General features: G+C 54.3%; 19 protein-coding genes and 1 tRNA gene. 8 read left to right on the top strand and 12 right to left on the bottom strand.

Annotation, left to right across the window (positions count from 1 at the left end; all coding sequences use genetic code 11):
- Positions 1-4 precede the first annotated feature (4 nt).
- Together H7846_RS07125 and H7846_RS07120 are read right to left on the bottom strand one after the other, a co-directional pair.
- Positions 5-1,279 carry a transcription antitermination factor NusB gene (locus tag H7846_RS07125; protein ID WP_255460903.1) on the bottom strand — a complete coding sequence of 425 codons (1,275 nt, stop codon included), beginning with the start codon at positions 1,277-1,279 and terminating at the stop codon, positions 5-7.
- Between the two features lie 20 nt (positions 1,280-1,299).
- Positions 1,300-2,019, bottom strand: coding sequence for an AraC family transcriptional regulator (locus H7846_RS07120; RefSeq protein ID WP_186695781.1), 720 nt, complete (start codon positions 2,017-2,019; stop codon positions 1,300-1,302).
- A 286-nt stretch (positions 2,020-2,305) separates the two neighbouring features.
- Here H7846_RS07120 and H7846_RS07115 point away from each other — a divergent pair, with 286 nt between their 5' ends.
- Positions 2,306-2,473, top strand: coding sequence for a hypothetical protein (locus H7846_RS07115; protein WP_186695780.1), 168 nt, complete (start codon positions 2,306-2,308; stop codon positions 2,471-2,473).
- A 1-nt stretch (position 2,474) separates the two neighbouring features.
- Here H7846_RS07115 and fmt read toward each other — a convergent pair whose 3' ends face one another.
- The 6 genes from fmt to H7846_RS07085 form a co-directional block, all read right to left on the bottom strand.
- A complete protein-coding gene (gene fmt, locus H7846_RS07110) occupies positions 2,475-3,410 on the bottom strand; it encodes a methionyl-tRNA formyltransferase (protein WP_186695779.1) in 936 nt (311 codons plus the stop codon).
- Between the two features lie 548 nt (positions 3,411-3,958).
- Positions 3,959-4,483, bottom strand: coding sequence for a peptide deformylase (gene def / locus H7846_RS07105; RefSeq protein WP_186695778.1), 525 nt, complete (start codon positions 4,481-4,483; stop codon positions 3,959-3,961).
- Position 4,484: 1 nt separating this feature from the next.
- Positions 4,485-5,660 (bottom strand): chorismate synthase, encoded by a 1,176-nt coding sequence (gene aroC, locus H7846_RS07100; RefSeq protein ID WP_186695777.1) that lies wholly within the window; start codon positions 5,658-5,660, stop codon positions 4,485-4,487.
- A 46-nt stretch (positions 5,661-5,706) separates the two neighbouring features.
- Positions 5,707-6,858: a glycoside hydrolase family 172 protein gene (locus H7846_RS07095; protein WP_186695776.1), complete on the bottom strand. Its 1,152-nt coding sequence runs from the start codon at positions 6,856-6,858 to the stop codon at positions 5,707-5,709.
- Between the two features lie 324 nt (positions 6,859-7,182).
- Positions 7,183-8,172, bottom strand: a complete 990-nt coding sequence (locus H7846_RS07090; RefSeq protein ID WP_186695775.1) for a 3'-5' exoribonuclease YhaM family protein — start codon at positions 8,170-8,172, stop codon at positions 7,183-7,185.
- A gap of 91 nt (positions 8,173-8,263) precedes the next feature.
- The gene (locus H7846_RS07085) at positions 8,264-10,204 is read right to left on the bottom strand and encodes a peptidylprolyl isomerase (RefSeq protein WP_255460902.1); all 1,941 of its coding nucleotides are present in this window, start codon (positions 10,202-10,204) and stop codon (positions 8,264-8,266) included.
- 272 nt (positions 10,205-10,476) lie between these two features.
- On the opposite strand from H7846_RS07085, the gene H7846_RS07080 reads away from it, so the two are divergent.
- Together H7846_RS07080 and H7846_RS07075 are read left to right on the top strand one after the other, a co-directional pair.
- The gene (locus H7846_RS07080) at positions 10,477-12,111 is read left to right on the top strand and encodes a S41 family peptidase (protein WP_186695773.1); all 1,635 of its coding nucleotides are present in this window, start codon (positions 10,477-10,479) and stop codon (positions 12,109-12,111) included.
- A gap of 87 nt (positions 12,112-12,198) precedes the next feature.
- Positions 12,199-12,993, top strand: a complete 795-nt coding sequence (locus tag H7846_RS07075) for an META domain-containing protein (protein WP_186695772.1) — start codon at positions 12,199-12,201, stop codon at positions 12,991-12,993.
- 19 nt (positions 12,994-13,012) lie between these two features.
- Here the strand turns inward: H7846_RS07075 and H7846_RS07070 are convergent.
- A tRNA-Gly gene (locus H7846_RS07070) sits at positions 13,013-13,087 on the bottom strand.
- 73 nt (positions 13,088-13,160) lie between these two features.
- Positions 13,161-14,084: an AraC family transcriptional regulator gene (locus tag H7846_RS07065; RefSeq protein WP_186695771.1), complete on the bottom strand. Its 924-nt coding sequence runs from the start codon at positions 14,082-14,084 to the stop codon at positions 13,161-13,163.
- Positions 14,085-14,367: 283 nt separating this feature from the next.
- Between H7846_RS07065 and H7846_RS07060 the strand changes: the two genes are divergently transcribed.
- The 4 genes from H7846_RS07060 to H7846_RS07045 are packed head-to-tail and all read left to right on the top strand — an operon-like array spanning position 14,368 to position 19,222.
- Positions 14,368-15,612: a TolC family protein gene (locus tag H7846_RS07060; RefSeq protein WP_186695770.1), complete on the top strand. Its 1,245-nt coding sequence runs from the start codon at positions 14,368-14,370 to the stop codon at positions 15,610-15,612.
- Entirely contained in the window at positions 15,609-15,911 is a 303-nt protein-coding gene (locus H7846_RS07055; RefSeq protein ID WP_222597553.1) for a YtcA family lipoprotein, read from the top strand. Before H7846_RS07060 ends, H7846_RS07055 begins: the two co-directional genes overlap by 4 nt.
- Positions 15,912-15,923: 12 nt before the next feature.
- Positions 15,924-17,141, top strand: a complete 1,218-nt coding sequence (locus H7846_RS07050) for an HlyD family efflux transporter periplasmic adaptor subunit (RefSeq protein WP_186695768.1) — start codon at positions 15,924-15,926, stop codon at positions 17,139-17,141.
- Complete coding sequence (locus H7846_RS07045; protein ID WP_186695767.1) at positions 17,138-19,222, top strand: FUSC family protein; 2,085 nt, start codon at positions 17,138-17,140, stop codon at positions 19,220-19,222. Before H7846_RS07050 ends, H7846_RS07045 begins: the two co-directional genes overlap by 4 nt.
- 72 nt (positions 19,223-19,294) lie before the next feature.
- Here the strand turns inward: H7846_RS07045 and H7846_RS07040 are convergent, their stop codons facing one another.
- A complete protein-coding gene (locus H7846_RS07040; RefSeq protein WP_186695766.1) occupies positions 19,295-21,613 on the bottom strand; it encodes a GH92 family glycosyl hydrolase in 2,319 nt (772 codons plus the stop codon).
- A gap of 133 nt (positions 21,614-21,746) precedes the next feature.
- Here H7846_RS07040 and H7846_RS07035 point away from each other — a divergent pair, with 133 nt between their 5' ends.
- A complete protein-coding gene (locus H7846_RS07035; protein ID WP_255460901.1) occupies positions 21,747-23,234 on the top strand; it encodes a glycoside hydrolase family 125 protein in 1,488 nt (495 codons plus the stop codon).
- A 1-nt stretch (position 23,235) separates the two neighbouring features.
- On the opposite strand, the gene H7846_RS07030 is transcribed toward H7846_RS07035, so the two are convergent.
- Positions 23,236-24,147: an N-acetylglucosamine kinase gene (locus H7846_RS07030; RefSeq protein WP_186695764.1), complete on the bottom strand. Its 912-nt coding sequence runs from the start codon at positions 24,145-24,147 to the stop codon at positions 23,236-23,238.
- Positions 24,148-24,434 lie beyond the last annotated feature (287 nt).

The following is a 24,434-nucleotide window of genomic DNA, read 5'->3' as shown; positions in this document are numbered from 1 at the left end:
TGATTTAGCAAATCCGTTCCATGAGTGCGGCGAAAAAGCCATCTCCCGAATGAACTCCAGGTAGAGTGCGGAGAGCGTTACCACGAACCACCCCATTCAGTGGCTTCTTCAGCAGCCCGCCAGCGGAAAGAGAATCGATCCATGGAGCCAACGGAAGGAGACGGACGCAGGAAGCAAACTCTGGCTCCGCAAGAACAGCCTCGACAACCTGCTCGCACTCCTCCGACTCCAACGAGCACGTAGAGTAGATCAGACGGCCGCCCAGAGCCAATCGAGAGAGTGCGGAACGAAGAATTTTGCGCTGGCGACCAACATGGCGGATGAGACCATCCGGCTCAAGCCGCAGCCGAATCTCAGGGTTCCTAGCCAGTGTTCCCGTACCGCTGCAAGGAACATCCGCAAGAATTAAATCGAAATGCTGTTTGGAGTCTGCCGGCGCACTCGCGTCTACAACTTCCATCTGAATCTTCGCAGTGTAGGAGTAGCTGGCAAGGCGTGTTCGCATTGCAGCCAGTCGCCGGGAACTTACGTCGGTGGCGAGAATCTCTGCTTGTGGAAGTCGATGCGCAAGGATTAGCGTCTTTCCTCCGGGAGCAGCGCAAGCATCCCAGACCAGCCGTACCTGCGGAGCAGCGGCAGCAGCAAGCTCAGCAACAAGCCTCGAGCCATCATCGATACGTGGGAGATTTGTGTCTGAACTGTCATTGAAGAGAACAGGCTCCGCTGGTTCAACCTGATCGGCTTCGCAGATTTTGATCGCATCCGCGCGACCATATTGACTGATCCAGCGCTCGACCATCCACTGCGGATGGGCAAGTCTCCTCGCAATCGCCGCTGCGTTCTCATGGATCGACTGGCCCGGCAGCTTCGCTCCAATGAGCTTGCGCAGAATGGCGTTCACCATTCCAGCGGCGTGCGGATGGCCGCCGAAGCGTGTAAGTTCGACGCTCTCATTAATGGCAGCATGAGGCGGAATGCGATCGAGATGAAGAAGCTGAAATGCTCCTAGGCGAAGCGCGATAGCAACAGGCTCAGCCAGCCGCTGATCCGGTCGCTGAAGCTGCGACTGAATGCGCGCGTCAAGCGCAATCTGCCAGCGCAGCGTTCCCAGAACAAGCGCTGTGGCAAGATTACGATCCTCCGACGAGAGCTTCGCGGTTGCCGCAGAGTACAGAAGATCGTCGCTGTTTCCGTTTCCTGCAGCAACCTGCGAGAGAATGTCAAAGGCTGCTATACGTGCAGGCGCAATTGGTTTCGATTTGATGGGAGATTTGGGCAAGGCAGAGATAGTTCCTGTTATTAAGAATGTTTCCGCCATTCGCCGGGAGTCGTCCCTATGCGCTGGCGGAAGGTACGGATGAAGTTGACCGGAGAACGAAATCCCACCATTGCGGCGATCTCTTGCATGCTCCAAACATGATTCTTCAACAAATCTTTGGCCCGTTCCATCCGTTGATCCAGAAGATATTGATAGGGTGTTTTCCCGGCTAAAGCACGGAACTCGCGAGCGAAGTGAAAGGAACTGAGGCTAACCTCATGTGCAATCTCCTCAAGGTTTAAATCCCGATCGAGATTTGTGGAGATGTACTCCATCGCGCGACGAAGTTGAGGCATGGGTAAACCGCCACGCAAGGTCCTGAAGTCCATAGGGTCGGCTGCGTGGTGACGCAAGAGTAAGCTGACGAGACTTGTTGCGGTTAGATCGGCGTAAAGACGACCCAGCGGCCATCCCTCCGCCGCCTCACGTCCCATTTCGAAAAGAAGATATTGCAGAGATGCATTCTGAAGAGACCATCGAGGGATGAACTCAGGTGTCTTGGCCCCTGCGTTGGCAGCCACCTGTTCCAGAAATTCAGGAGAAAGCGAAAGAATCAACCGCTCCGAAGAACCATGCCATAACTCGCGATCCTGGGTTCCGGCGGGGACCAGCATGATGGAACCAGGAAAAGTATTCTCTGTTCCATGACGTCCGCCGGACCACCATTGCATTCGATCATCGCCGCTTATCTGGAGATGCAAGCAAAGCTCATGATGTTCGTGCTCAGGAAGTTCCAGGGGATCAATAGTATGGCGTTCTAGCAGCACCCCTCGCCATGGCTGCTCCCTGCCCTCGTGCGAACAGCAGGGTAGCAAGGGGACAAGCTGATTGCCCCGAACCACAGAGATCCTGTTTTGACCGGCATCCTTCACTCCTTTAAGGATGCCCCTCTGAAGGGAAAGAAGCAACGCAGGCTTTTCACCGCAAGAATTGCATATCCAATGGAAAGGCCTGGTTCATCTTGTTAAGTGAATCGATGGAGGCAAAATGAGAAGATTGACCAATCTCATAAGTGAAAGCTTTATCTGGAGTGTGGGAATTACCCGTCCGAAGCCCGGCAAGGAACGGGTGGCAGCCCTCTATATCACTGCAACACTAGCCGCCTCCGTGTTGCTCGCAGTTGCGATGTTTCTGCTGCTTTTGCAACGCCTATAGGCTATTCCCCCAGTCGCTCGCCTGAATTGATCGAATAACCGCGCAGCAACTCCGCAGCAAGCATACGACGTTTTCCTTCAAGCTGCACTTCATCGAGCACAAGCGTGGTATAGCTCCCACAAGCGACAAAGAGAGTCGATGCCTCTATCCTGACCACGCCAGGATCAGCCAGAGAGTGTTCCTCCACCGGGTGCATACGATGGATGATCAGCTTCTTCCCATTCAATGTTGTAAAAGCACCAGGCCAAGGCTGAAAACCACGCCAACGATCATAGATCTGCTTTGCCGTGCGAGAGAAGTCGATTTTCCCATCCTCACGGGTAAGAATCGGCGCGTGTGATGCAACCGCATGTTCTTGCGATGTAGGAAACAGATCGCCTGCCTTCAGCCGCCGCAATGTCTCCACCATCAGCGGAGCCCCAACCGCAGCAAGGTTCTCATACACATCTACGGCCGTCTCATCCTCACGGACGGGTACGGCCTGCGCAAGTAGCATAGGCCCTGTGTCGAGTCCAGCATCAAGCCGCATTGTAGTCACGCCTGTAACCGTCTCGCCGTTGGCAACTGTCCATTGGATTGGCGCGGCTCCTCGATACTTCGGCAGAAGCGAACCATGCAGGTTGATGTTGCCGTAGCGTGGAAGATCAAGCATCCACTGCGGAATGATGCGGCCATAAGCGACCACAAGAATGGCATCTGGCGCGATCGCCTCAAGCCTCTCGCGAAGTTCAGTGTTGTTCTTGATCTTATCGGGCTGAAGGACTGGAATGCCGTGCGCCAACGCAGTCTGTTTCACCGGAGGGACTTGTAGCTTCTGGTCGCGCCCGACCGGCCTGTCAGGCTGCGTGAGAACGAGAGCGATCTCGTGCCCGGCAGCGAGCGCCGCCTCAAGCGTAGGTACAGCGAATTGCGGAGTTCCGCAGAAGACAAGTTTCATCCTGTCTCCATGCTAACGGAAGCGTATTGATTTTGATCTCAGTGGGAAAGGTATTCCCCCTTCGCAGGGTCACGATCGGAAAACAAGAGAGATACACCCAATATGCCGGTGGCAACAAGAATCCAGCAGGCGGGTTCCGGAATCGCCCTGGCAAACTCCGTTACCGAGTCGCGGCTCGACTCCTCATCGGCAACGTAATCTGCCCTTTGAACCGGAGAGAAAAGATCACTGATCGTAAGTGAAGTCGCAGGGACAGGAGAGTCAGAGTCAAAAGACTCAGCCGTGCCTGAAAGATAGGGCCTGATGTTTGCAGAAAAAGCAGGGGCCCAAAGGCTCATATGGTTTCCAGGAAAAACCAGAGGATTGTGAATCGTGCTGGCCCGGAGTGGAAAACTAAAAAACAGAAAAACTAACAAAGAAAGAAAAGTACGCATACGGGGTCTCCTGGGGATTGGAGTTGCCGACGTTCAAGCGCTCACTTCTATAAGTGTGCGACGTGTCAAAGAGGGTCGTCAACGATGCAAGAGAATGCGTGATTACAGGAGTGTTTACCATTCTCCGTTCTTCTGCATTTTCTTGATCTTACGAATCAGAAGATCTCGCTTGAGCCGGCTGAGCCGATCGATGAAAAGAACGCCATCAAGGTGATCGATCTCATGTTGAAAGGCCCGAGCCAGAAGCTCTTCGCCTTCCATCTCAAACCATTCCCCCTTCACATTCTGCGCACGGACTTTAACTTTTGCCGCCCGATTAACTTTTTCGCGTATCTCAGGCAGCGAAAGACAGCCCTCTTCCTCAAACTGCTTCCCTTCCCGCTCAATGATCTGCGGATTGACCAACACCAACTGGTCTGCAGGGTCTTTCTTGAAGTTAACGTCGATCACCGTAAGACGTTTTGAGAGCCCAATCTGCGGCGCCGCCAGGCCGATGCCGTGGGCCGCATACATGGATTCGAACATCTCCTCCACCAAAGTCTTCAGATCTTCGTCGAAGGCCGTCACGGGTCGAGCCGGTATTGAAAGAACAGGCTCGGGGTACTTTACGATCTCATGGATTTTGGTCGTTTTTGCCACGTCAGTATGCTCTTATCTGTTCGAGATAGCCGTTGTAATTGCGCTTAAGTTCCAGAAGCGAGTCGCCCCCGAACTTCTCCAAAACCAGGCGCCCAACAGCGAGAGCCACCATGGCCTCTGATGCAACTCCGGCAGCAGGCACCACACAAACATCGGAGCGTTCGTACGCCGCCTTCACCGGTTCACGAGTTTCGAAGCTGACGCTTCCCAAAGGACGGCGAAGAGTCGAGATCGGCTTAAGATATCCGCGCACGACCACGTCTTCTCCGTTCGAGATGCCACCTTCGATGCCTCCGGCATTATTGTGCTCGCGCGAAAATTTTGTGAAAGCTTCGTTCGGGGCTTCATATCCGATCGCGTCGTGGACTGTAGATCCCAGAGACTCCGCTGCTGTCACTCCTCGGCCGATCTCGACTGCCTTCACAGCCTGAAGGCTCATCACTGCCTGGGCTAGCAAGCCATCGAGGCGCTCATCCCAATTGACATGCGTACCGATCCCAGGAGGCAGACCATGAACTACCACTTCGAAGACTCCACCAACGGTATCGCCAGTGCGAAGGACGGCATCGACCTCGGCTTTCATCTTTGCCTCGTCTTCAGGATCGACGCAGTTGAGCAGAACCTCTTCCTTCTGCGATAAGGCAACAATTTCGTTCCACTGTGCCGGGCGCGAGAGCTCTGCTTTGCCCACGCGAATCACATGCGAGAGCACTTCGATCCCCAACTCGCGCAGGAGCAGTTTTGCAAGCGCACCAGAAGCGACTCGCGCTGTGGATTCACGAGCGCTGGCACGCTCCAGCACGTAGCGCGCATCCGGAAAGTTGTACTTCAGCGCTCCGGCAAGATCGGCATGGCCCGGACGAGGCGAAGCGACCGCCTTGTGCTTAGCGGGATCGCCTTCTTCCACCGGAAGAATCTCAGTCCAGTTCTTCCAATCGTTGTTCGCGATCGTCATCGCGACAGGCGAGCCAATGGTTTTTCCATGGCGAACCCCGGTGAGGATATGGGCTGTATCCCGTTCGATGCGCATACGGCCGCCACGCCCATAGCCTTTTTGGCGCCGCCATAGCTCGTGGCTGATGAACTCCTGATCGACCGGAACTCCGGCCGGAAGACCACTTACTAAGGCAACAAGGCTCTCGCCGTGGCTCTCACCTGCTGTTGAAAATCGAAGCATAGTCAATCATTCCATTCTAATGCCTCTTTCCTCAATCAGCCGATGGTCAGCGCGGCTGAGGTGCTCCGGGAACATACGGCTCCTTGGAATTCCCCGGCCCCCCAACAAACTGCAGCGTTGGAATACGCTCGCTCATCTCCGGAAGCGCAGGAAAAGGCTCGTGAGGCTCTGCCTGGTACCAGTACGCCACGGAAGAAAAGTTGTCAGAGCGGCCATTTGCATGGCCATGTTCAATCGTCGCTCGCATCGATTTTTTGAAGGGGATGGGCGAATCCAAATGGAACCGGTAGACGCTGGAGCGCGAGCCTGCAAGTTCCGGCCCGACAACGGGTGAACCATGCAGCGCAAACTGAGCTGGACCTCCGAAGTCCCATGCCCCAAGGAAATAGTCCTCCGATCCAGTGCCGACCATCGTAGGAGAAGTATCGCCGTCAATAAAGAACATATCGTTCCCCTCTCCCCACCAGCCATCCTGGTTCTGAAAGACCGACATCGTCACTCCCACAAATTGGCCGTGCCCCTGCGCCTCAAACCATGTGTAGTTGTCCTTGCCGTCCAGATTACGGCGATAGTTCACCTGCGGGTCACCATTGGAGTACCAATCCTTCGCCCACCCATGGTTCGGGTAAGCCTGACGATAATCGGCATGAAAATAAAGCGTCCCGGAAGGAAGAGGTTTCGAGTCCTGTCTGTAGTCGATATTCCAGTACAAACTGTTAACCGACATCTTGCCTTCATTCGTAATCGTGACACGCGCATGTTTGGCATACGGCATCGGAAACCAGCAGTTGAGCGAACGATCTGAACCGGCGCTGAGCACGGCTGATTGCCACCCATAGTACATACCATTGCCAAGTCCAAAGAAATCGCCAATTGGCGCCTCGACGCTGGGCGACTGCTCTCCATCCCAATACATACGCATCACGATGCGCTTGAGGTGATATGGCTCAGGAGCATTAATCGTGAACCACATATGGGAGATCAGACCCGGACCATCCACATCGAGAATCGTGAGTGTCTGCCCCGGAGTAAGGGTCCGGTAGTCGGCATTAGCACCCGTTGATTCTCTGCTGGAAGAACGGTGCATCGTGTAGGTCTGCTGCTGGGTCGGGTCCGGCATCCAGGATGGAATCTGTGCCCCTGCGGATACCACGCTAAGCTCTAAAACGGCGATTGCCAGAATCATTCGAGTACGCATCAATCCCTGCTCCTCTACTGGACTACGTGCAGGGAGGAGTATAGCAACAGATGTCAGGGCTACAGACGATGGAAGGTTGTTCGAATCACATATCCACTTGGAAAGTGGAGAAATCGATCACTACATCCCGCACTTACTGTAGAAACCCCGACTGTCATATGTGTGGCGCTATCCAATTGGACATCCTGCTTTGCTCCAAGCAGAATGCTCGAAGCCTGTGCCATTTTGGGTCTTGCAGGCCTGGCGCATCGTTGGCTAATAGCACTCCGGGAATGGATGTGGTGCGAATGTCGGTAATTCTTTCTTAGTCAAAAACCTCGTATTCTATTCCTGCTCTTTTTTCAAATAATTCTGAGAGTTGAAGAGAGGCCGCTCCATCGAACGAACCCAATCCGTAACTTCATCAGAGCCTTTACCCTGAATTTTGGCGTTCGCAAATGCATTCCGCAGGGTTTGCATCTTGGCCTCAAGGTCATCAAGTACGTTGAGCAGGAGTGCCTCAGGAGTCATGGGCAATTTCGGAGAACCGAACTCATACTTGCCATGATGCGAAAGGATCATGTGCTGCACAAGGATTCGCAACTCTTCTGGAAACGGTTGAAGCTCACGAACCTTTTCGACCAGCATCCCCTGGGCAATGTTGATATGACCGATCAACTGGCCTTCCAGGGTGTAACCAAAGCTCGACTTCCAATACAACTCGCGGATTTTTCCAACGTCATGAAGAATGGCGCCCGTAACGAGTAAATCAGGATCGACTTCGGGGTAAAACGGTGCAATCGTCACGCAAACACGCACCAGCGTGACCACGTGTTCCAGAAGACCGCCGATCCAAGCATGATGAAGAAGCTTTGCAGCTGGAGCATTTCGATATGCTGCCGCAATCTCGGGATCATCCAAAAAAGCGAAGACAAGCCTCTGCAAGTCTGTATTCGCGAAACGTGAGACATACCCCCGCAGCTCCTCCCACATTTCGTCAACATTGAACTGGGTAACAGGAAGATAATCTGCAGGATCGATCTCGCTCTCCGCAGCAAAACGCAGGCGCTGGAGGGACATCTGGAACTTGTTTTGATAACGGTTGATCTGCCCTTGCACCTTGACGTAGCAGCCCTCAGAACATGCTGCGATCGAATCTGAAAAATCATCCCACATCACCGCTGGCATGGACCCGGTCTTATCGATCAGCGTGACAGAAAGAAACTGACCGCCGCCCTGGCGCCGCTCCCGAATCTGCAAAGAAGAAAGGACGAAGTAAGAAGTCACAACTGCGTTTTCGAACTCGGGGGCATCCGCGATAAAAAAGTCTTTCATTAACACCAGAATACGCTGTGACACTCAATACAAAACGCGAGGCCAAAGCCTCGCGTTTTGTAACCACTAAAAACAGTTTTGATGGTTAGCTCTATTGGGGTGCCGGAACGGGAGTTTGCTGCGGCTGAGCTGGCGGATTTGTTGCCTGCGAAGGAACCGGCGTCGGAGTCAATCCTTGTGGAGTGCCTCCAAGGGATGGGTTCACAGTCGGCTCGGGTGGAGGAGCGGGTGCAGGAGCCGCGGTCGGCTTATCCTGCAGACGCTCCTTGGGCTGCCCCTTTTCCCGCTTCTTTTTCTTCTTCGTTGCCGTATCGCCGTTCAGGCCCAGCGGATTCGATTGCTGCTTACGATCCTCGACTTCCGGGGTGGTTGCGGCCTTCGGGGTAAATGCTGCCTTCTCTTTGACCGCAGTTTGCTTCTTGGCAGCCTTTTCGGCGGCCTCGGTCTTCGCGCGAGCGCTGTAGCGGGTCTTCCCGGTAACTGTGGGCTTCGGAGCCAACGGGTCCGCATCCGCACCAGAGAGGACCTGGGTCGTGCTTTCAGTCGGCGCCATCGCCGCTCCCGGAGCAATCGCTGCACCTGCATCGGCTGCCTGGGTCGAGGATGCCTCTCCAGCGCCTGCTCCTTCCGCGGTCTCTTGCGGCCCCGGAGGAAGCGCATTGCGCGGAGCCTGCCCGAAGCGAACCTTTTCGCGCTTGATCTTCTTCGGCTTGCCCGGAACAGAGGGTTTGCTGCTGGCCTTCGTCGTCGCAGCTGCTGTTGCATTTGCTGTGGCTGCGGCAGGAGTGGATTCTGCCGCCGGAGCCGCAGCCACTGCTGGCGTTGCCGCTGGGGCCGAGGTCGTCTTACTTACCGTAGAGAAACGGCCGCCACGGTCAAACCGCTGCTTTTCATGCTTCTTCTTGGGAGTCGGAGGAGCATAGGCACTAAAGACGGGTTTGGTCTGGCGAGGGCTAGCTCCAGAGTCCACGAATCCCGGCTTGATGTCGATGTAGGCATCCTCGCGCAGCTTCGTCAGATAGGCACGCAGAGCGGGCTGCATCTGCTGCATGTACATCGCTTCCTGAATCTGAGGCTCGATGTCCTTGAGCGCTGGAACGCCAGCCTGCTGGTGCTCAGTGACTTTAAGAATGACAAAACCCTGACGGGTGCGAATGGGATCCGTTACGCCGCCAGCCGGGAGAGCGAAAGTTTTATCTTCCAGAACCTTCGCCAGGGCCCCACGCTTGAAGAGGCCGAGATCTCCTCCCTGAGAAGCGGTTGGGCCACCGGAGTTCGCCTTGGCCAGTTCTTCAAAGTTTCCGCCCGCCTTAATTTTGGCAGCAATATCGTCAGCCTTCGCCTGCGCTTGAGCAGCAACCGCTTCCGAGGCGTCGGCCGGCGTTGGAACCAGAATCTCGCTCAAGCGAACCTGTTCCGGCTGAGCAAATTCGTTCTTATGAGCGTCGTAGTACGCCTGCTCCAGCCCCTGAGTCATCTGGATATGGCGTCCTACCTCGTCCCGAACAACCTGTTGGGTCAGAATATTGTTCCTGATATTAGCCTTGAAGTCCTCAAACGAGACGCCCTGTTGCCGTGCAGCACGTTCCAGGTCTTCCATAGAATCCAGATGGTTTTGCTTACGGATCTCGTCGAGTCGCCGGATAACCTCGGCATCGGCATTGAGGCCGAGTTCTTTCGCCCGCGAAAGCAGTAACTGCTGGTCGATCATGTCGCGTAGCAGGTTCTTCTGGCGCTCCGCAGCATCTTCCGGACTCACCTGATTCTGCTGGTTTTCCTGCGCAAGCTGTTGCTCGGAACGCTCCATATCGCTGCGATTAATGATCTGGTCATTAATCCTGGCGATCACGTCTTCCACAACGACGCCATTCGGAGTGATGGCGGGGGGCGTGGGCAGCGTGATCTGTTGCTGCGGCGCATTGGGAACGGCCATCGGGCTCTGATACCGCGGCGCCTGAGCCAGGGCCGCAATCGGCAGTACCAGCAGGCTTACCCCGCATACTGCCCTAAACTGCGAAATTCGAAAGGTCATCGTCACTCGTATCTCTGCCAACATCCACGGTAGGGATCACTTACGTCCCAACGCCGCTGTATTCATTTAGACCAACTCAATACAGCGGACGATATCCGTCCCATCATTCTAAACGCCGACAGCACAAACGGCGAATTCCCCTTCCAGAGATCATTCGGCTTACCCGCCGATGCTATACTCCGTCCAATGGAAGACGCGCGTTTACACTATTTGTAGACCGCTTCTGCACAGGTCTTTCTGTGCAGTTTGCCTTTTCCGAGGTCACCGAATCGATGGCACCCCGCACACGCCGCGCACTATTCTCTCTCACCGTCTTTCTGGCCACCTGCGCAGTGGCCGGTTCCTTCATCAATCAGAGGGTCGCCGCTCAATCGGCTACGGACGAATCGACTCTGCGCGATAGTCTGCACAACTTTACCAACGTGTATTCGCTGGTCGAGCAGAACTACGCCGACAAGATGACTCCCGACAAGGCTGATAAGGCAATTTATGACGGAGCTATTCCCGGCATGTTGCATGTGCTGGATCCTCACTCAAATTTCTACGACCCCAAAGCCTATGCGCAGATGCGCGAAGATCAGCACGGCCGGTATTACGGTGTGGGCATGACGATCCAGCCGCAGCCGGACTCTGCTGCAAAAAATGGCATGAAGATTGTTGTGCTGTATCCATTTGAGGGTACCCCTTCCTATAAGGCGGGAATTCGGCCCGGCGACGTCATTCTGGCGGTAGATGGAAAGAGTACCGATGGAATGGACTCCGCTGCCGTGGCTTCGATGCTGAAGGGACCTCGTAATACGCATGTCCTGGTCACGATGAAGCGTGAAGGAGCACCTAAACCTCTGGAGTTTGATCTGGTGCGCGATGAAGTTTCTCGCCCATCGGTCGATCTTGCCTTTCTAATCAAGCCAGGCATCGGCTACATGCACGTGACGAACTTTATGGAGACGACCAGCCGCGAAGTAGGTGATGCTCTGGACAAGTTCGGCAATATCAATGGCCTAGTAATTGACCTGCGTGGAAATCCTGGCGGCCTGTTGAATGAAGCAGTCAACATGAGCGACAAGTTCCTACAGAAGGGCCAGATCGTTGTCTCGCAACGTGGCCGCGCATTTCCGGACCAGGTATATCGCGCAGCTCACGGGTCCGATACGAAGTATCCCATTGTGGTGCTTGTAAACCGGAACACAGCCTCCGCTGCTGAGATCGTCTCCGGCGCATTGCAGGATCATGATCGCGCGTTGATCGTGGGCGAAACGACCTTCGGAAAAGGACTCGTCCAGACCGTCTTTCAGACCTCGGACAACACGGGTCTGGCGTTGACGACCTATCACTATTACACGCCGTCTGGTCGGCTGATTCAGCGGAACTACAGCAATGTTTCACTGTATGACTACTATTACGTGCGCGATCCCTCCATCAAGCCGAAGGACAAGAGCAATCTTGAGGTAAAGCTGACGGATTCTGGACGCACTGTCTATGGCGGCGGCGGCATCACGCCCGACGAGGCCATCGACAATCCGAAGACGAACCGCTTCCAGGACTCTCTCGTCCAGCACTATGCCTTCTTCAACTTCAGCAAGCACTACCTGGCAGTCCACGGCTCGGTTAGCAAAGACTTTGTCGCAGATGATGGAGTTCTCCAGGAATTCAAAGCATTTTTGAAGTCACAGGATCCGCCGATCGAATATACCGACCAGGACATTGCCGGGGTTCAAGATTGGCTGAAGACGAACATCAAGAGCGACCTATTTACCTCGCAGTTCGGACAACTCGAAGGCCTGAAGGTCCGGGCAGAATGGGATCCTCAGATCGCCAAAGCCATCACCTATATCCCGGAGGCACAGTCTCTGCAGGAGCATCTGAAGCTTGCCTTAGCGCAACGAAACACTGCCGCAAACCGCTAAACATTCTTCTCGCAGAACGGCCCGCGTGTAATCACGCGGGCCGTTCTTTTTCTACACATCTATAGTGATAGCTGTTGGAGGTGATTAATGAAAGGAATCGCTAAGGGATGCAGGATCGCCATAGTCGTTTTTCTTTTCCTGCCAGGTGGAGCAGTTTTCGCGCAACAGTCCCTGGAACTTGACGGAGCAGCCACCTATCGCGAACGCATTGCGCTTCCGCCCGATGCCATCTTCGAGGCAACGCTTGAGGATGTCTCCCAAGTTGATGCCCCTGCTTCTGCTCTTGGACAAGCTCGAATCGAACAACCGGGAAGCCCTCCCTTTCACTTTACGATCCACTATGACCCGACACAGATTCTGCCAAACCACGTGTATGCGGTGCGAGCTCGCATTATGGTCGGCGGCCATCTGCTTTTCACCACAGCCCTGCGTTACCAAGTGTTAACGCAGGGCCATGGGAGCGAGATTGGAATGATGATGATGCGTCGCGTCTCCCGGGCAGCGGAAAATCCCGCTGAGGGAGCTCCCTCTTTTCGCGACACCTACTGGAAGCTCGTACGGATAGGAGATCGCGCGATTACTCCAGCCGATCAGCAACAGGAGGCCAATCTTACCTTCCGTTCGGAAGGTAGCCGCGTTACAGGATCAGGTGGCTGTAACCGACTGACAGGAGCCTACACACTGGATGGCCATTCGCTGCGAATCCAGGGAGTCGCCAGTACGCGAATGGCTTGTATGCGCGGCATGGAGACCGAAAGCAAATTCCTTGCGGTACTGGAGCACGTACGCGGCTGGAAGATCGTAGATCGACAGCTACAGCTGGATGATGAGGATGGCAAACCGCTGGCCCGCTTTGTAACTGAAGACCCTAAATCCAAATAAGAGGACGAAGATGAAAGATTGGAGCGGGAGACCGGGATCGAACCGGCGACATTCAGCTTGGGAAGCTGACGTTCTGCCACTGAACTACTCCCGCTCGGTGACATGATTATAGCGTCTTGGCGATATTCTGAACATGCTTCGACAGGACGCGATCTTCCTCACTTGATTCAGGCAAAGCAACTCGCATATCTGCCAGGCGTCACGCCAAGAATCTTTTTGAAGCTCTTCGTAAAGTGACTTTGATCCACAAACCCCAAGCAGTTGGCGATCTCAACGATCGACAGGCCGGACTGAAGAAGAGACATCCCACGCTCCACACGAAGCTGGGTCAAGTACGCATGAGGCGTGAGGCCAACCGTCTCCCGGAAGAGCCTCAGAAAATGTGATGAACCATACGCGGAGAGATTGGCCAGATCTGCGAGACTCAGATTGCGATGATAGTTCGTTTCCAAGTATTGCAACGCCATCCCAATTACGGAACGATCCTGCTTGACCGACGCGGAGGAAGATGGCGATTCGGCATATCGCTGTGTCAGATCAAGTAGAATGGAGACAAAGGTGTCTTCGAATTCGAGCCGCTGACCCTTCGATTCCATTGCCACATGAAGTCGGAATAGTTTGTTCGCAAGCTCACGATCGTGAACAAACGGGGCCACGAAGCGTGGAATCTCCCGCTGACCGTCTGGCGATATCGTCGCCAGAAAAGACGGATCTAGATAAAACATCCGGAAGCTCCAGCCCGATGTCCCTGCAGGTGCGGGAGCATGCACGTCGCCGGGATTCAAGAGCAGTACGGTTCCCGTTCCGACAACATGATTTTCGCGTCGGCAGTAAGTGCTCATGGCTCCGCGATCAACTACGCCAATCGCGGGAACACGATGAAAGTGTTTTGCAAATTGGTATTTCTGATAGGAACCATGAAAGAGTTCAACCTCATAAAGGTTTACATGCCTCCAGAGGCGCGCACTCTCTCCACGATGGAGCGGTTCGTCACCATGATCAGACTGTATTTCAGAGTCGGTTCCTACCAGGAGGTGGTCGGAAGTGATGTCAACAAAGGGCTTACCCCAATGATTCCCCTCAGAATCCATATAAAAAATAATACCAGCCTGTGTGCCGAAGCTTCAAAAAGCGATTTTGTACAAGACTATCGCTTACCCTGATTGAAACAATGGTGTCGTGCCAACCCCTTGCGGAGCCTTGCTCCTTTTGTTTCTTGCATTTACAACGATATCAACGCTACAGGCTCAGAAAGCCCCTCCCCTTCCGACTTCACCATGGGAACCCCCTCGAAGTCTCTTCGGATCGTCCTCCATCCCTCTGTACCGGCATGAAGCGTCTCTTGATAACAACACGTCCTATACGCTCGGACAGTTGATCGATATCGCTGAAGACAATAATCCCTCAACACATGCGGCGTGGACAAAAGCACGTTCGGCAGCAGCCTCGTTAGGCATCGCAAAGAGTGAGCTGTATCCGACGGTGCTCGCTTCTGCAGCAGGCAGAACCTTTTTGAATCCACCACTGCTTTATCAATCTTTCTACCTTCAAGATATTGGAGCGTTCGAAACAGCGCTCAACCTCGACTACACCCTTGTTGACTTCGGAGCACGAAGAGATGAGATCAATGCAGCGAAGGCGCGACTGCTGGCAGCAAATCTCAGCTTCAACAATGAGCACTTGGTGCTGATCCAGCAGGTGTCGGCGGCGTATTATCAGCTGCTCAACGCGATTGGTCTGCGGAAAGCGGCAGAGGTCAATCTTCGTGACGCGCAAGCCGTGGAGGATGCCGTTCGTGAACGCAAGGCAAATGGGTTGGCGACTCTCCCCGATTTGTTGGAAGCGCGAGCCGCAACAGCTAAGGCAGACTACGAACTGCAGAGCACCTTCGGGGATGAAAAGTCTGCTTTTGGGAATCTAGCAACCGTGCTGACTGCTTCTCCCACCAAAACATTCAAGGTCCAGGAGCTGGATAACCTTGCCATCCCAGAGACAATGGACCAGACAGTGGAAGATGCGATCGAAGGCGCCTACCAGACGCGTCCCGACCTGCTAGCTAATATCGAGCAAGTAAAGGCAGCTGACGCGGAGATCAAACTGGCACGGTCTGCATACTTTCCCAAGCTGACGTTCGACGGCTCAAAAGGCTGGCTTCGCGCCTGGGGACAGCAGGAAAAATATGAAGGGACCTATGGCAAGACCTACACGTACGATGCAAAGCTTAGCCTTACGTGGACTGTCTTCGACGGCTTCAAACGAGAGAACCGTCTGGCAAAAGCAAAGGCCGAGCGCGAAACCGCAGTCCAGGAAGTACGCGAGAAGGAAGACAAAGTCGCTGATCACGTATGGAGCGATTACGCAGACGCACAGACAGCCCTGAACCAGAGGAAGGCAGCAATCTCGTTGCTGGCCGCCTCGGACGAGTCTTATTCGGCCGCGGTCGAATCGTACAAAGACGGAGTCCGCAACATCTTGGACGTGCTCTCCGCAGAGCGCGACCTCGCCCACGCCAGAGCTGTCGATGTCACGGCGCGCACACAGGTGCTTCAGTCCTTTATGAATCTGGCTTTCAGAACCGGCTCTCTGCTGACACAACATCCCAAAGGCAACCAACCGTGAGCAAGAACACTTTCACTCCAGCTGTGTCCCAATCAATCCTGAAAGGCCTGACCGTGAGCGCTCTCGCGGTCATGATGCTCGCCTTAAACGGTTGTTCCTTCTCTCCATCGATCAACGTGCTGGGTTCATACTTTCCCGCCTGGATCATTTGTTGCGCCGTCGGTATCGGCGTCACTGCATTTGCTCATTACCTTTTTGCGCGCTGGAAGATCATCGAGCAGCTTTGGCCGCTTGCATTACTGTATCCGTGCCTGATCATCTTCGTCAGTTGCAGCCTGTGGCTTGTTCTCTTTCGATAGCGAGGTCTTGTTTTGAACGGCAACACATCACCAACGACACCCATCACTCGTGGAACTCTAATTAGCGCTTTTATCGTAACGGGAGCCGTACTAACATCGCTCCTAACCATCTATACCGTCACGAGCTATCCACGCACCGACGATGCCGAGGTCGTAGCCAACATTATCGGCATGGCTCCTCTCGTCGCCGGCCCAGTCGTCGAGTTGCCCGTCCACGATAACGAGTTCGTGAAAAAGGGTAGCCTCCTTTATAAGATCGACGACCGCCCATATCTCTACGCTCTGCAGGACGCGCTGGCTGCACAGCAGCGTCTGGAAGGTGATATTGAAAATGAGAGTCGCCGAATCTCCGCACAGGTAAGCACTGTCGATGTGGCCAATGCCGGCCGGCAGAATGCTGTTGCGAACGAAACGCGTTCCGACGACGAGATCAAGGTCAGCGAAGCTGCCATTGCACAGGCTCAGGCTTCTTTGAAGCAAGCCCAGGCCGACGCAGACTACGCGGTCAGCAATCTTCATCGTATCGAACCGCTACTCGTAAAAGAGTTTGTAACGCCCGATGACGTACAACGCGCTCGGTCATTGGCGGATGCCAAGACCGCCGCGGTCGAACAAGCGCGCTCCGCACTAGCACTTGCAAAAGGGAAGTTGCTTTCGGCGACTGCCCAGAAACAACAGGCCATCGCCCAACTGACACAAGCAAATGCCCAGGTTAAGGCGTCCTCCCAGTCAGTTCTTGTTCTTGCGCCATTGATTGCGCAGCGTGAGAGCAGAGCCGCTGCAGTTCGTCTCGCCCGATACAACTATGAGCAATGCAGTGTTGTAGCCCCGTTCGACGCGCGAGTTACGAATCTAACGATTTCCGAAGGGGAATACGCCAAGGTTGGTCAGCAGATGTTCACCCTGATCGACACACGAACATGGTGGGTGCTTGCCAACTTCCGCGAGACCCAGATTCAGCACCTGCAAGCTGGAACACCTGCGGATATCTACCTTATGGCCAATCTTCATACAAGACTGAAGGGTTATGTCGAGAGCGTGGGTTATGGCGTCACTCCTGATCCCGATGTCGTTGGCAAACTGTCGCAAGGATTACCGGATGTCCAACGGACCCTCAACTGGGTACGACTTGCCTCACGCTACCCCGTTCGCATCCGAATCACGAATCCTCCTCAGGAGATCCTGAGAGTTGGAGAAGTTGCCATTGTAGGGATGGGACCGAAGTCATGAATGGGGAAGCCGCCTCGATGGAACTCCACCCCAAAGCCACTGGAGAATCTCGGGCTGCCTCCTTCTATCGACTTCTACGGAGCGAGTTGAATTGGTATCCAGGGCGCCCGATCCTGGTTTTACGAATGGTGCTGGCGTGCACTTTCGTCATGTTCTGCATTATCGTCTTCCGCATTCCGGGAGGCGTTTTAGGAGCCTATTCGCCTCTTCTCATCTCCCGCGATAGTTTCCGCTCGACCAAGCGATCGGCAGCGTGGATCGCGGGAGCCTGCACGCTAGGAACGATCGAAGTCGTTCTCGGAGCGATGCTGTCGACCGGTTCACCTTTCCTTCATCTGATGTGGGTTTGGGTAAGTCTGTTTGCTGTCTTCTACCTGGTGAGCATTATGCGAGTGTATGAAGCAGCGCTTTCTCTGGGACTTTTTATTACAAACACAATCGGCATCTGGGATCAGGCCGTAACGGCTGACCTACGGCTGCGGCAAACGCTGTTCATGCTTCTCGCGATCCTTCTCGGATGCCTTGTGACCGTGCTGATCGAGTTTGTGTTTTCACGTGCACATCGCTCTGGAGCAGTCATTGAAGGGATTGAGGAGAGAATCGCGATTGTGGAGAAAACTCTTCAAAACTATATCTCCGGGTGGGCTGACAGCGGCAACCTGGCTCGCGATCTTCGCCGCTATTCAACGCGCGGCATCGAGACGCTACGAGCTTATATCAATCATGCCGAATACTCATTCGAAACCGAGCAACGCCTTTTGACCGCTGTTATTCTGATGGGCAGGCTTGTCGATCTTTGCCTGCCACTTGTCGACAACAAGTATGCCTCCTCTCCCGCCGATGAAAACCTGTGCCATGTCCTGATTCAAAAACTCAGAACATTGAAGGAGAGCCTTGCGAACGATCAGGCTGCCGAGTGGATCGATCTCCAAGAAGAACACCTGGTTCATAACCCCCTCCTTGTGGAGATCGAGCGTACCGTAGAACTGCTTTCCGAGAGCTTTTCCCAGACCATGTGGGACCGCGGTGAGAATCGTCCAATTGCTTCGCCACGAAGGCAAAACTTTCATTTTTTTGTATCTGATGCCTTTTCAGGAAGAAAACATTTTAAGTTCGCCGTCCGTGGAACATTGAGTGCAATCGCCTGTTACATGCTTTATATGAGCGTGGGATGGACTGGATTAAATGCATCGATTGCGACTTGTATCCTGACTGCACTTCCCGTAACCGGCGCAGCCAGACACAAACAATTAATGCGCTTCGGCGGTATCGTAATTGGCGCCTGCGTGATTGGCTTTGCCGCACAGGTCACGATTCTTCCACAGATTGATTCCATCCTAAGCTATACGTTCCTTTTCGCTGCAATGATCTCTATCGGCGCCTGGGTCGCAACCTCCGGGCCACGGATTGCATATGCTGGAGTGCAGATTGTATTTGCCTATGAACTCGTCAATCTAGGAAGATTTTCCCTCACTTCGTCTCTGATTCCTGCACGCGATACGGTTCTTGGCATCATGCTGGGCATTGGCGCTATGTGGCTCATCTTTGATCACTTCTGGGATAAATCGGCCACCGAATCGATTCGTGATACGTTGACGGCAACGATTCGGCAGATCGCTGATCTCTCCAAATCGCAACTTGCCGATCCTTCAATTCAAGACAAGATTCTGGAAAGCAACACACGAGACGTGATCCGTAATTTCGACAAGATATGGTCGATGCTCGATGCCTCCCTGTTTGAGCCATATCCCAAGGCACCGTCGGAAGAGATCGTACTGCAACAGGCTAGAAGATATCTGCCTCGACTCCGCGCGCTCCTACTCATTAAGACAGGTCTCATCCATCACGCCATTGCATCGGAAGAGAATGCGCCTGATGCTCTTGCCATCCATGCGATGGCGCTGTCCAGGCAAACCCTGTATCAGCTGGCACAAAAAATAGAGGGGGGAGAAGCATTCTCTCCACTGAACCCAACGCTTCGCCTCGATAGACCCGCATCAGAGACGCAGGGAAACGACGTAACAACAAAACGCCTCACAACCTCTCTCTATGCAATATTGCGCGAGATTCAAATAGCTTAATCAGAAATGCAAAACGGCGCTGTGGACGAATCCACAACGCCGTCGTTGAATGATAGCTATTTTTGTCTTGAACTATCCAAGATGCAGTGATGGAGGTAACGAGCTTTCCGCTGAACCCAAGGAAGGATTCGGTTCAGGCCCCATGGTAAAGAGCAGCTTTCCTCCCTGCGCAATCTCTGAGTGATGGAACCAGGTACGCTGCTGTGCCTTTCCATTCAACGAGAATGACTGAATGTATTGGTGAGCTGGGTCTTTCCGTTCAACGACAATCTCAAGTTTCTTACCTTTGCCAAGATCCACCGTTGCATTCTCAAACAAAGGCGAGCCCAAGATATAGTTTCCGCTCACCGGATCGACGGGATAGAACCCCAAAGCGCTGAGAATGTACCACGCCGACATCTGCCCGACATCTTCGTTACCCTGCATTCCATCGGGTTTGGCGGCATACATCGTCTCCAAAAGGCTGCGAACGCGTGCCTGGGTCTTGTGCGGTGCTCCCGCATAGACATACAGATACGCAATATGGTGCGATGGCTCATTGCCGTGCGCATACTGGCCTACCAGGCCCGCAATATCCGGCGGTGCATCCTCTGGGAGATCGCTCGGAGCGGTAAAAAGCCCATCGAGTTTCGTGACAAAGGGCTCGTTTCCACCAAACAACTCAATCAGGCCTGCCGCATCGTGTTGAACTCCAAAGGTCGTTTGCCACGCATTGGACTCGGTATAGTCGCGCCACTTCTTCGAATGGCCCATGTCAATCGGACGGAAAGGCGAAGTCCAACTCCCATCTTCGAGCTTAGGCCGCATAAATCCAACCGACTTATCAAAGTAGTTGCGGTAGTTCGTAGAGCGCTTCGCTAACATTGCAGCATCGTCGCTCTTCCCTAACTTGCGTGCGACATGAGCGATCGACCAGTCGTCGTAACAATACTCGAAGGTCTTCGAGACGGATTCGCCTTCTCGATCCGCAGGGATGTAGCCGAGCTTGCGATAGTAGCCAAGACCTCGCCAGTCATCGACCATCGCACGCTTCATCATCAAGCCATAAGCTTTCTCGTAGTCGATGCCGGTGAACCCTTTATTGCAGGCCTCAGAGATCACCGCTGCCGAGTGATACCCGGTCATCGTTCCTGTCTCAGTCGACATCAACGGCCATATCGGCATTCCTTCGGGGCTCTGTTCGGCCATACGGATCAACGTATTTACGAATAGCGGCACGCGCTCCTGTTCGATAAGCGTATACGTCGGATGTGCGGCCCTAAAAGTGTCCCACAACGAAAACGTGGAGAAATTATGCTCACCGGTAGCCAGCGTATGGATCTGATTGTCCATGCCGCGATAGCGTCCATCCACATCGTCATAAAGAGTTGGCCCTAACGACAAGTGATAGAGAGCCGTATAGAAGATGTGCTTATGCGTCTCATTCGCGCCGGCCACGCTGATCTTCGAGAGTTGCCGTCGCCAGGTTTCACGCGCCTTGGTACGAGCTTTATCAAACTCCCATTCCGGGGCCTCTGCAACAAGATTCTTTGCCGCACCATCGCTATCGACACCTGAGATGCCGGTCTTCACCAGAATGCGCTCATTCGCCTTCGTCTTGAAGTAGAGAACGCACTTCAGATTCTTCCCCTTCAGCTCTTCCGATCCGGTAGGGGCAGGAACTTCCTTGTCGTCCGAGTAGAAGACGATGCGATCCGGACGCTTGGAAACCTTCAGAGTGAAATAAGCATGACGATTCTTTCCCCATGCCGAAGTCCTTCTTCCACCCGCGAGAGTATCGGGAGCAACCTGACGCAGCTCAGCAGAATCGCATGGCCCGGCTCCTGGGCCATATCCGTGCTGCAAATCGAGGATCAGGTAAGCCTGATCGCTTGCAGGAAATGTGTAACGATGCAGCCCTGTGCGTTCGGTCGCAGTCAACTCCGCGCGTACTTTGTAGTCCTTCAACAGGACAGAGTAGTAGCCAGGCTCCATCCGTTCGTCTGCATGGTCAAAACGCGAGCGATACCCTGTGTCCGGATTGCTGCGATCTCCCGGAACAAGATGTGCTGTACCTGTTCCTGCCATGACCAGAAAATCAAGCAGGTCGCCGCAACCGGTCCCGCTCAGATGCGTATGGCTAAATCCCATAATGGAGTTATCGGAGACGTGATAGCCCGAGCACCAGTCCCATCCATCGTTGAAGGTATCCGGGCTCAGTTGCACCATTCCGAACGGCAGCGCAGCTCCAGGAAAGCAATGCCCATGTCCTCCGGTACCGATCCGAGCATCCACCCAACGAAGCGGATCTTCTGAAGGACTCACGGCAGCAAGGGCAATATTGTCCAAAGGAAGAGCGCTGGCAGCGCACACGGCAGCGCTACGCCCAAGAAATCTTCTACGGCTGATCATGGATTCTCCGATTTGATGCTAAGTTCGAGGATGGCTGTCGCAGCGTACTTCGCCGCTCCGAAGAAACGTACCGGCATGGCCTCTATTCTCGCGTAAGCGCTATCACACCGGCAACTGTGACAGAATGCAGTCGATGGATATTTTGCGAGCCACACCGTCCCGACGCCAATTTCTTCGTTCCGCCACCGCCGTCACGCTTCTTCCTGGATCTCTTCATGCGAGCCAGCAGTCGAGTGATGCCTCTCCGCAGACATCGCCAGACTTTCCCGCCACCAAAGCTCCCTGGGATATGTCGAAGGGGCGCCCCGCGCCTTCAGAACGTCGCTTCGTCAGCGATGCCGTTGAGGCCTTTCTGAAAGAACGTTCCACGCACATTGCTGATCCAACGCTCAATACCCTCTTTAATAACTGCTTTCCCAACACACTGGATACCACGGTCGAACCCGGCACCTTCGAGGGCAAACCCGATACCGCCGTAATCACAGGCGATATCCCCGCCATGTGGCTGCGCGATTCCTCTGCTCAGGTCTGGCCGTATCTTCCGCTTGCCAAAAACGATCGACGGCTGCGCAATCTGCTCGAAGGTGTCATCCGGCGACAAGCTCGCTGTATCCTCATCGATCCCTACGCAAACGCCTTCATGGCCGACCTCAACGCTCCTCCTCTGTCCTGGAGCCTCAAGGACAAGACCGATCTGAAACGCGGCGTGGGAGAACGCAAGTGGGAGATCGACTCTCTCTGCTACCCCATTCGCCTTTCGCATGGTTATTGGAAAGAGACAGGCGATGCCGGTCCATTCGATCAACGGTGGCGTGAAGCCATGAAGCTCATCGTCAGCACCTTCCGCGTCCAGCAACGCAAGAATGGCGATGGACCCTATCGTTTTCAGCGCATCTCCGATATATCTACCGAGACACTTCCCGCTTCTGGCCTTGGCAATCCCGTTAAACCCGTAGGGCTCATCGCCTCGGGATTCCGCCCCTCAGACGATGCCTGCATCTTCCCTTTTCTCGTTCCCTCGAATCTCTTCGCCGTCACCTCTCTTCGCCAGCTCGCAGAGATGGCAAAGACCATCCTCCACGACGATGCACTCGCAAACGAGGCAGCCGCTCTCGCTACCGAAGTGGAGCAAGCACTACAGCAGCACGCAATCGCTTCAACCCCCGAAGGAACAATCTGGGCCTTTGAGATCGATGGCTTCGGAAGCCAGCTCCTGATGGACGATACAAATGTACCGAGCCTGCTAGCGCTTCCCTACCTCGCCAGTTCACCCGATCCTGCTCTTTATGCCCGCACTCGTGCCTTCTGCTGGAGCGAACGCAATCCCTGGTTCTTCCGTGGAAGCGCAGGGGAAGGCATCGGAGGTCCGCATGTTGGCCGCGACATGATCTGGCCTATGTCGCAGGTTATCTATGCTTTCACCAGCACACGCAACGATGAGATTCGCCACTCATTACAGATGTTGAAACAATCGGCCGTCGGGTTTGGATTTATGCACGAAAGCTACTTCAAAGACGATCCTCAGCGCTTCACCCGTGCATGGTTCGCCTGGGCCAACACGCTCTTCGGCGAACTGCTCGGCACACTTGCCGAAACGCATCCTGAGCTTCTGCGAGCATGATTTATCCGTGGCGGGCCCTCCAAAGGGCTCCCAGCAGAGGATCGACCATTCCTGGAATAACCTTGAGTGCGGGGGTATCGCGTCGAAGCTCCTCCACGATACCCTCGCGCACCGGAGCTACGTGCTCCAGAATGCTCCCGGTAAAAGCCAGGTCTGGAATCCAGTCTGGCCGTGGGTCATCTTTGCGAAGACGGTTGATCACGATCCGTACAAGGTGGGCCAGTTCCTCCGCTTCACGGTGAAGCACCTGCTGTGCTACGGCATCGCCTGCCTCAGCGCAGGCGAGCACGACAGGAGCCAGCTTCGTCAGATCCGGAGAAGGTATCCGGTTCGCATACCCTACCAGCTCATCGATTCCCGGTAGATCCCACAGCTTCAGGATGGCAGGCAAAAGTGTCGTCTCTCGCTCTTCATCGATGGCAATAAAGATATCCCGCAACGCCTGCTGGCCAATCCTGGCTCCAGAGCCCTGATCACCCAGTGCCGGACCATATCCGCCTGCAGTGGTCAATCTTCCTGTGCTCGAACGCCCTGCGACATTTGAGCCTGTGCCCGCCATGACCAGAACGCCAGGGCCACCAAAAAATGCGCCATCCAGCGCAATCTCGACATCCCCAACAAGAATCAGCTCGCCGCCCACGTGTTCTGCAAAGACCTTGCGGACCCAATCTGTCACCAGTGCCACCGTAATTCCTGCTGCTCCAACACAGCTTCGTGCGACATCCCTGATCGACAACCCGCTCTTTTTCTCCAGCTCTGCTAATGCTTGAATGAAGTTCTGGTCTGCCGTCCCCTCATCCGTACGCATGCGTTTGATTGTGCCCCCACGAACGCGCGCAAGCTCGCGCGTCTCGTCGGCAAGAACATACTCTGTTTTGGTTCCACCAAGATCTACGGCAAGATAAAGCGCCAACCAATTGTCCTCGTACTTGATCTCAAGCCCGCCCCGCCAGAACGAAGCAGACGTTTCATATTAAATGAGAAATAACAGAAACAGGAATCACTGCAACGAACTTGCTGGTTTCTGCGGCAGAAAAGAAGTTTGGTGTTCCCTCCCTACCAGCTGATTAATAAGGATAAGAATTGCTTTTTTGAGATGCGATTGTGCGCACAACTCTGAAGGAACCGCGCGGATGACCAAGTCTCTTCTGAAAGATCTCCACCCCACACGATGGCTCCTGGAGTACCAGTCAGGCGACC

Origin of the sequence: Edaphobacter sp. 4G125 (assembly GCF_014274685.1) — a bacterium.
Lineage (GTDB): Bacteria > Acidobacteriota > Terriglobia > Terriglobales > Acidobacteriaceae > Edaphobacter.
This window is presented reverse-complemented; position numbering and strand designations above follow the sequence as displayed.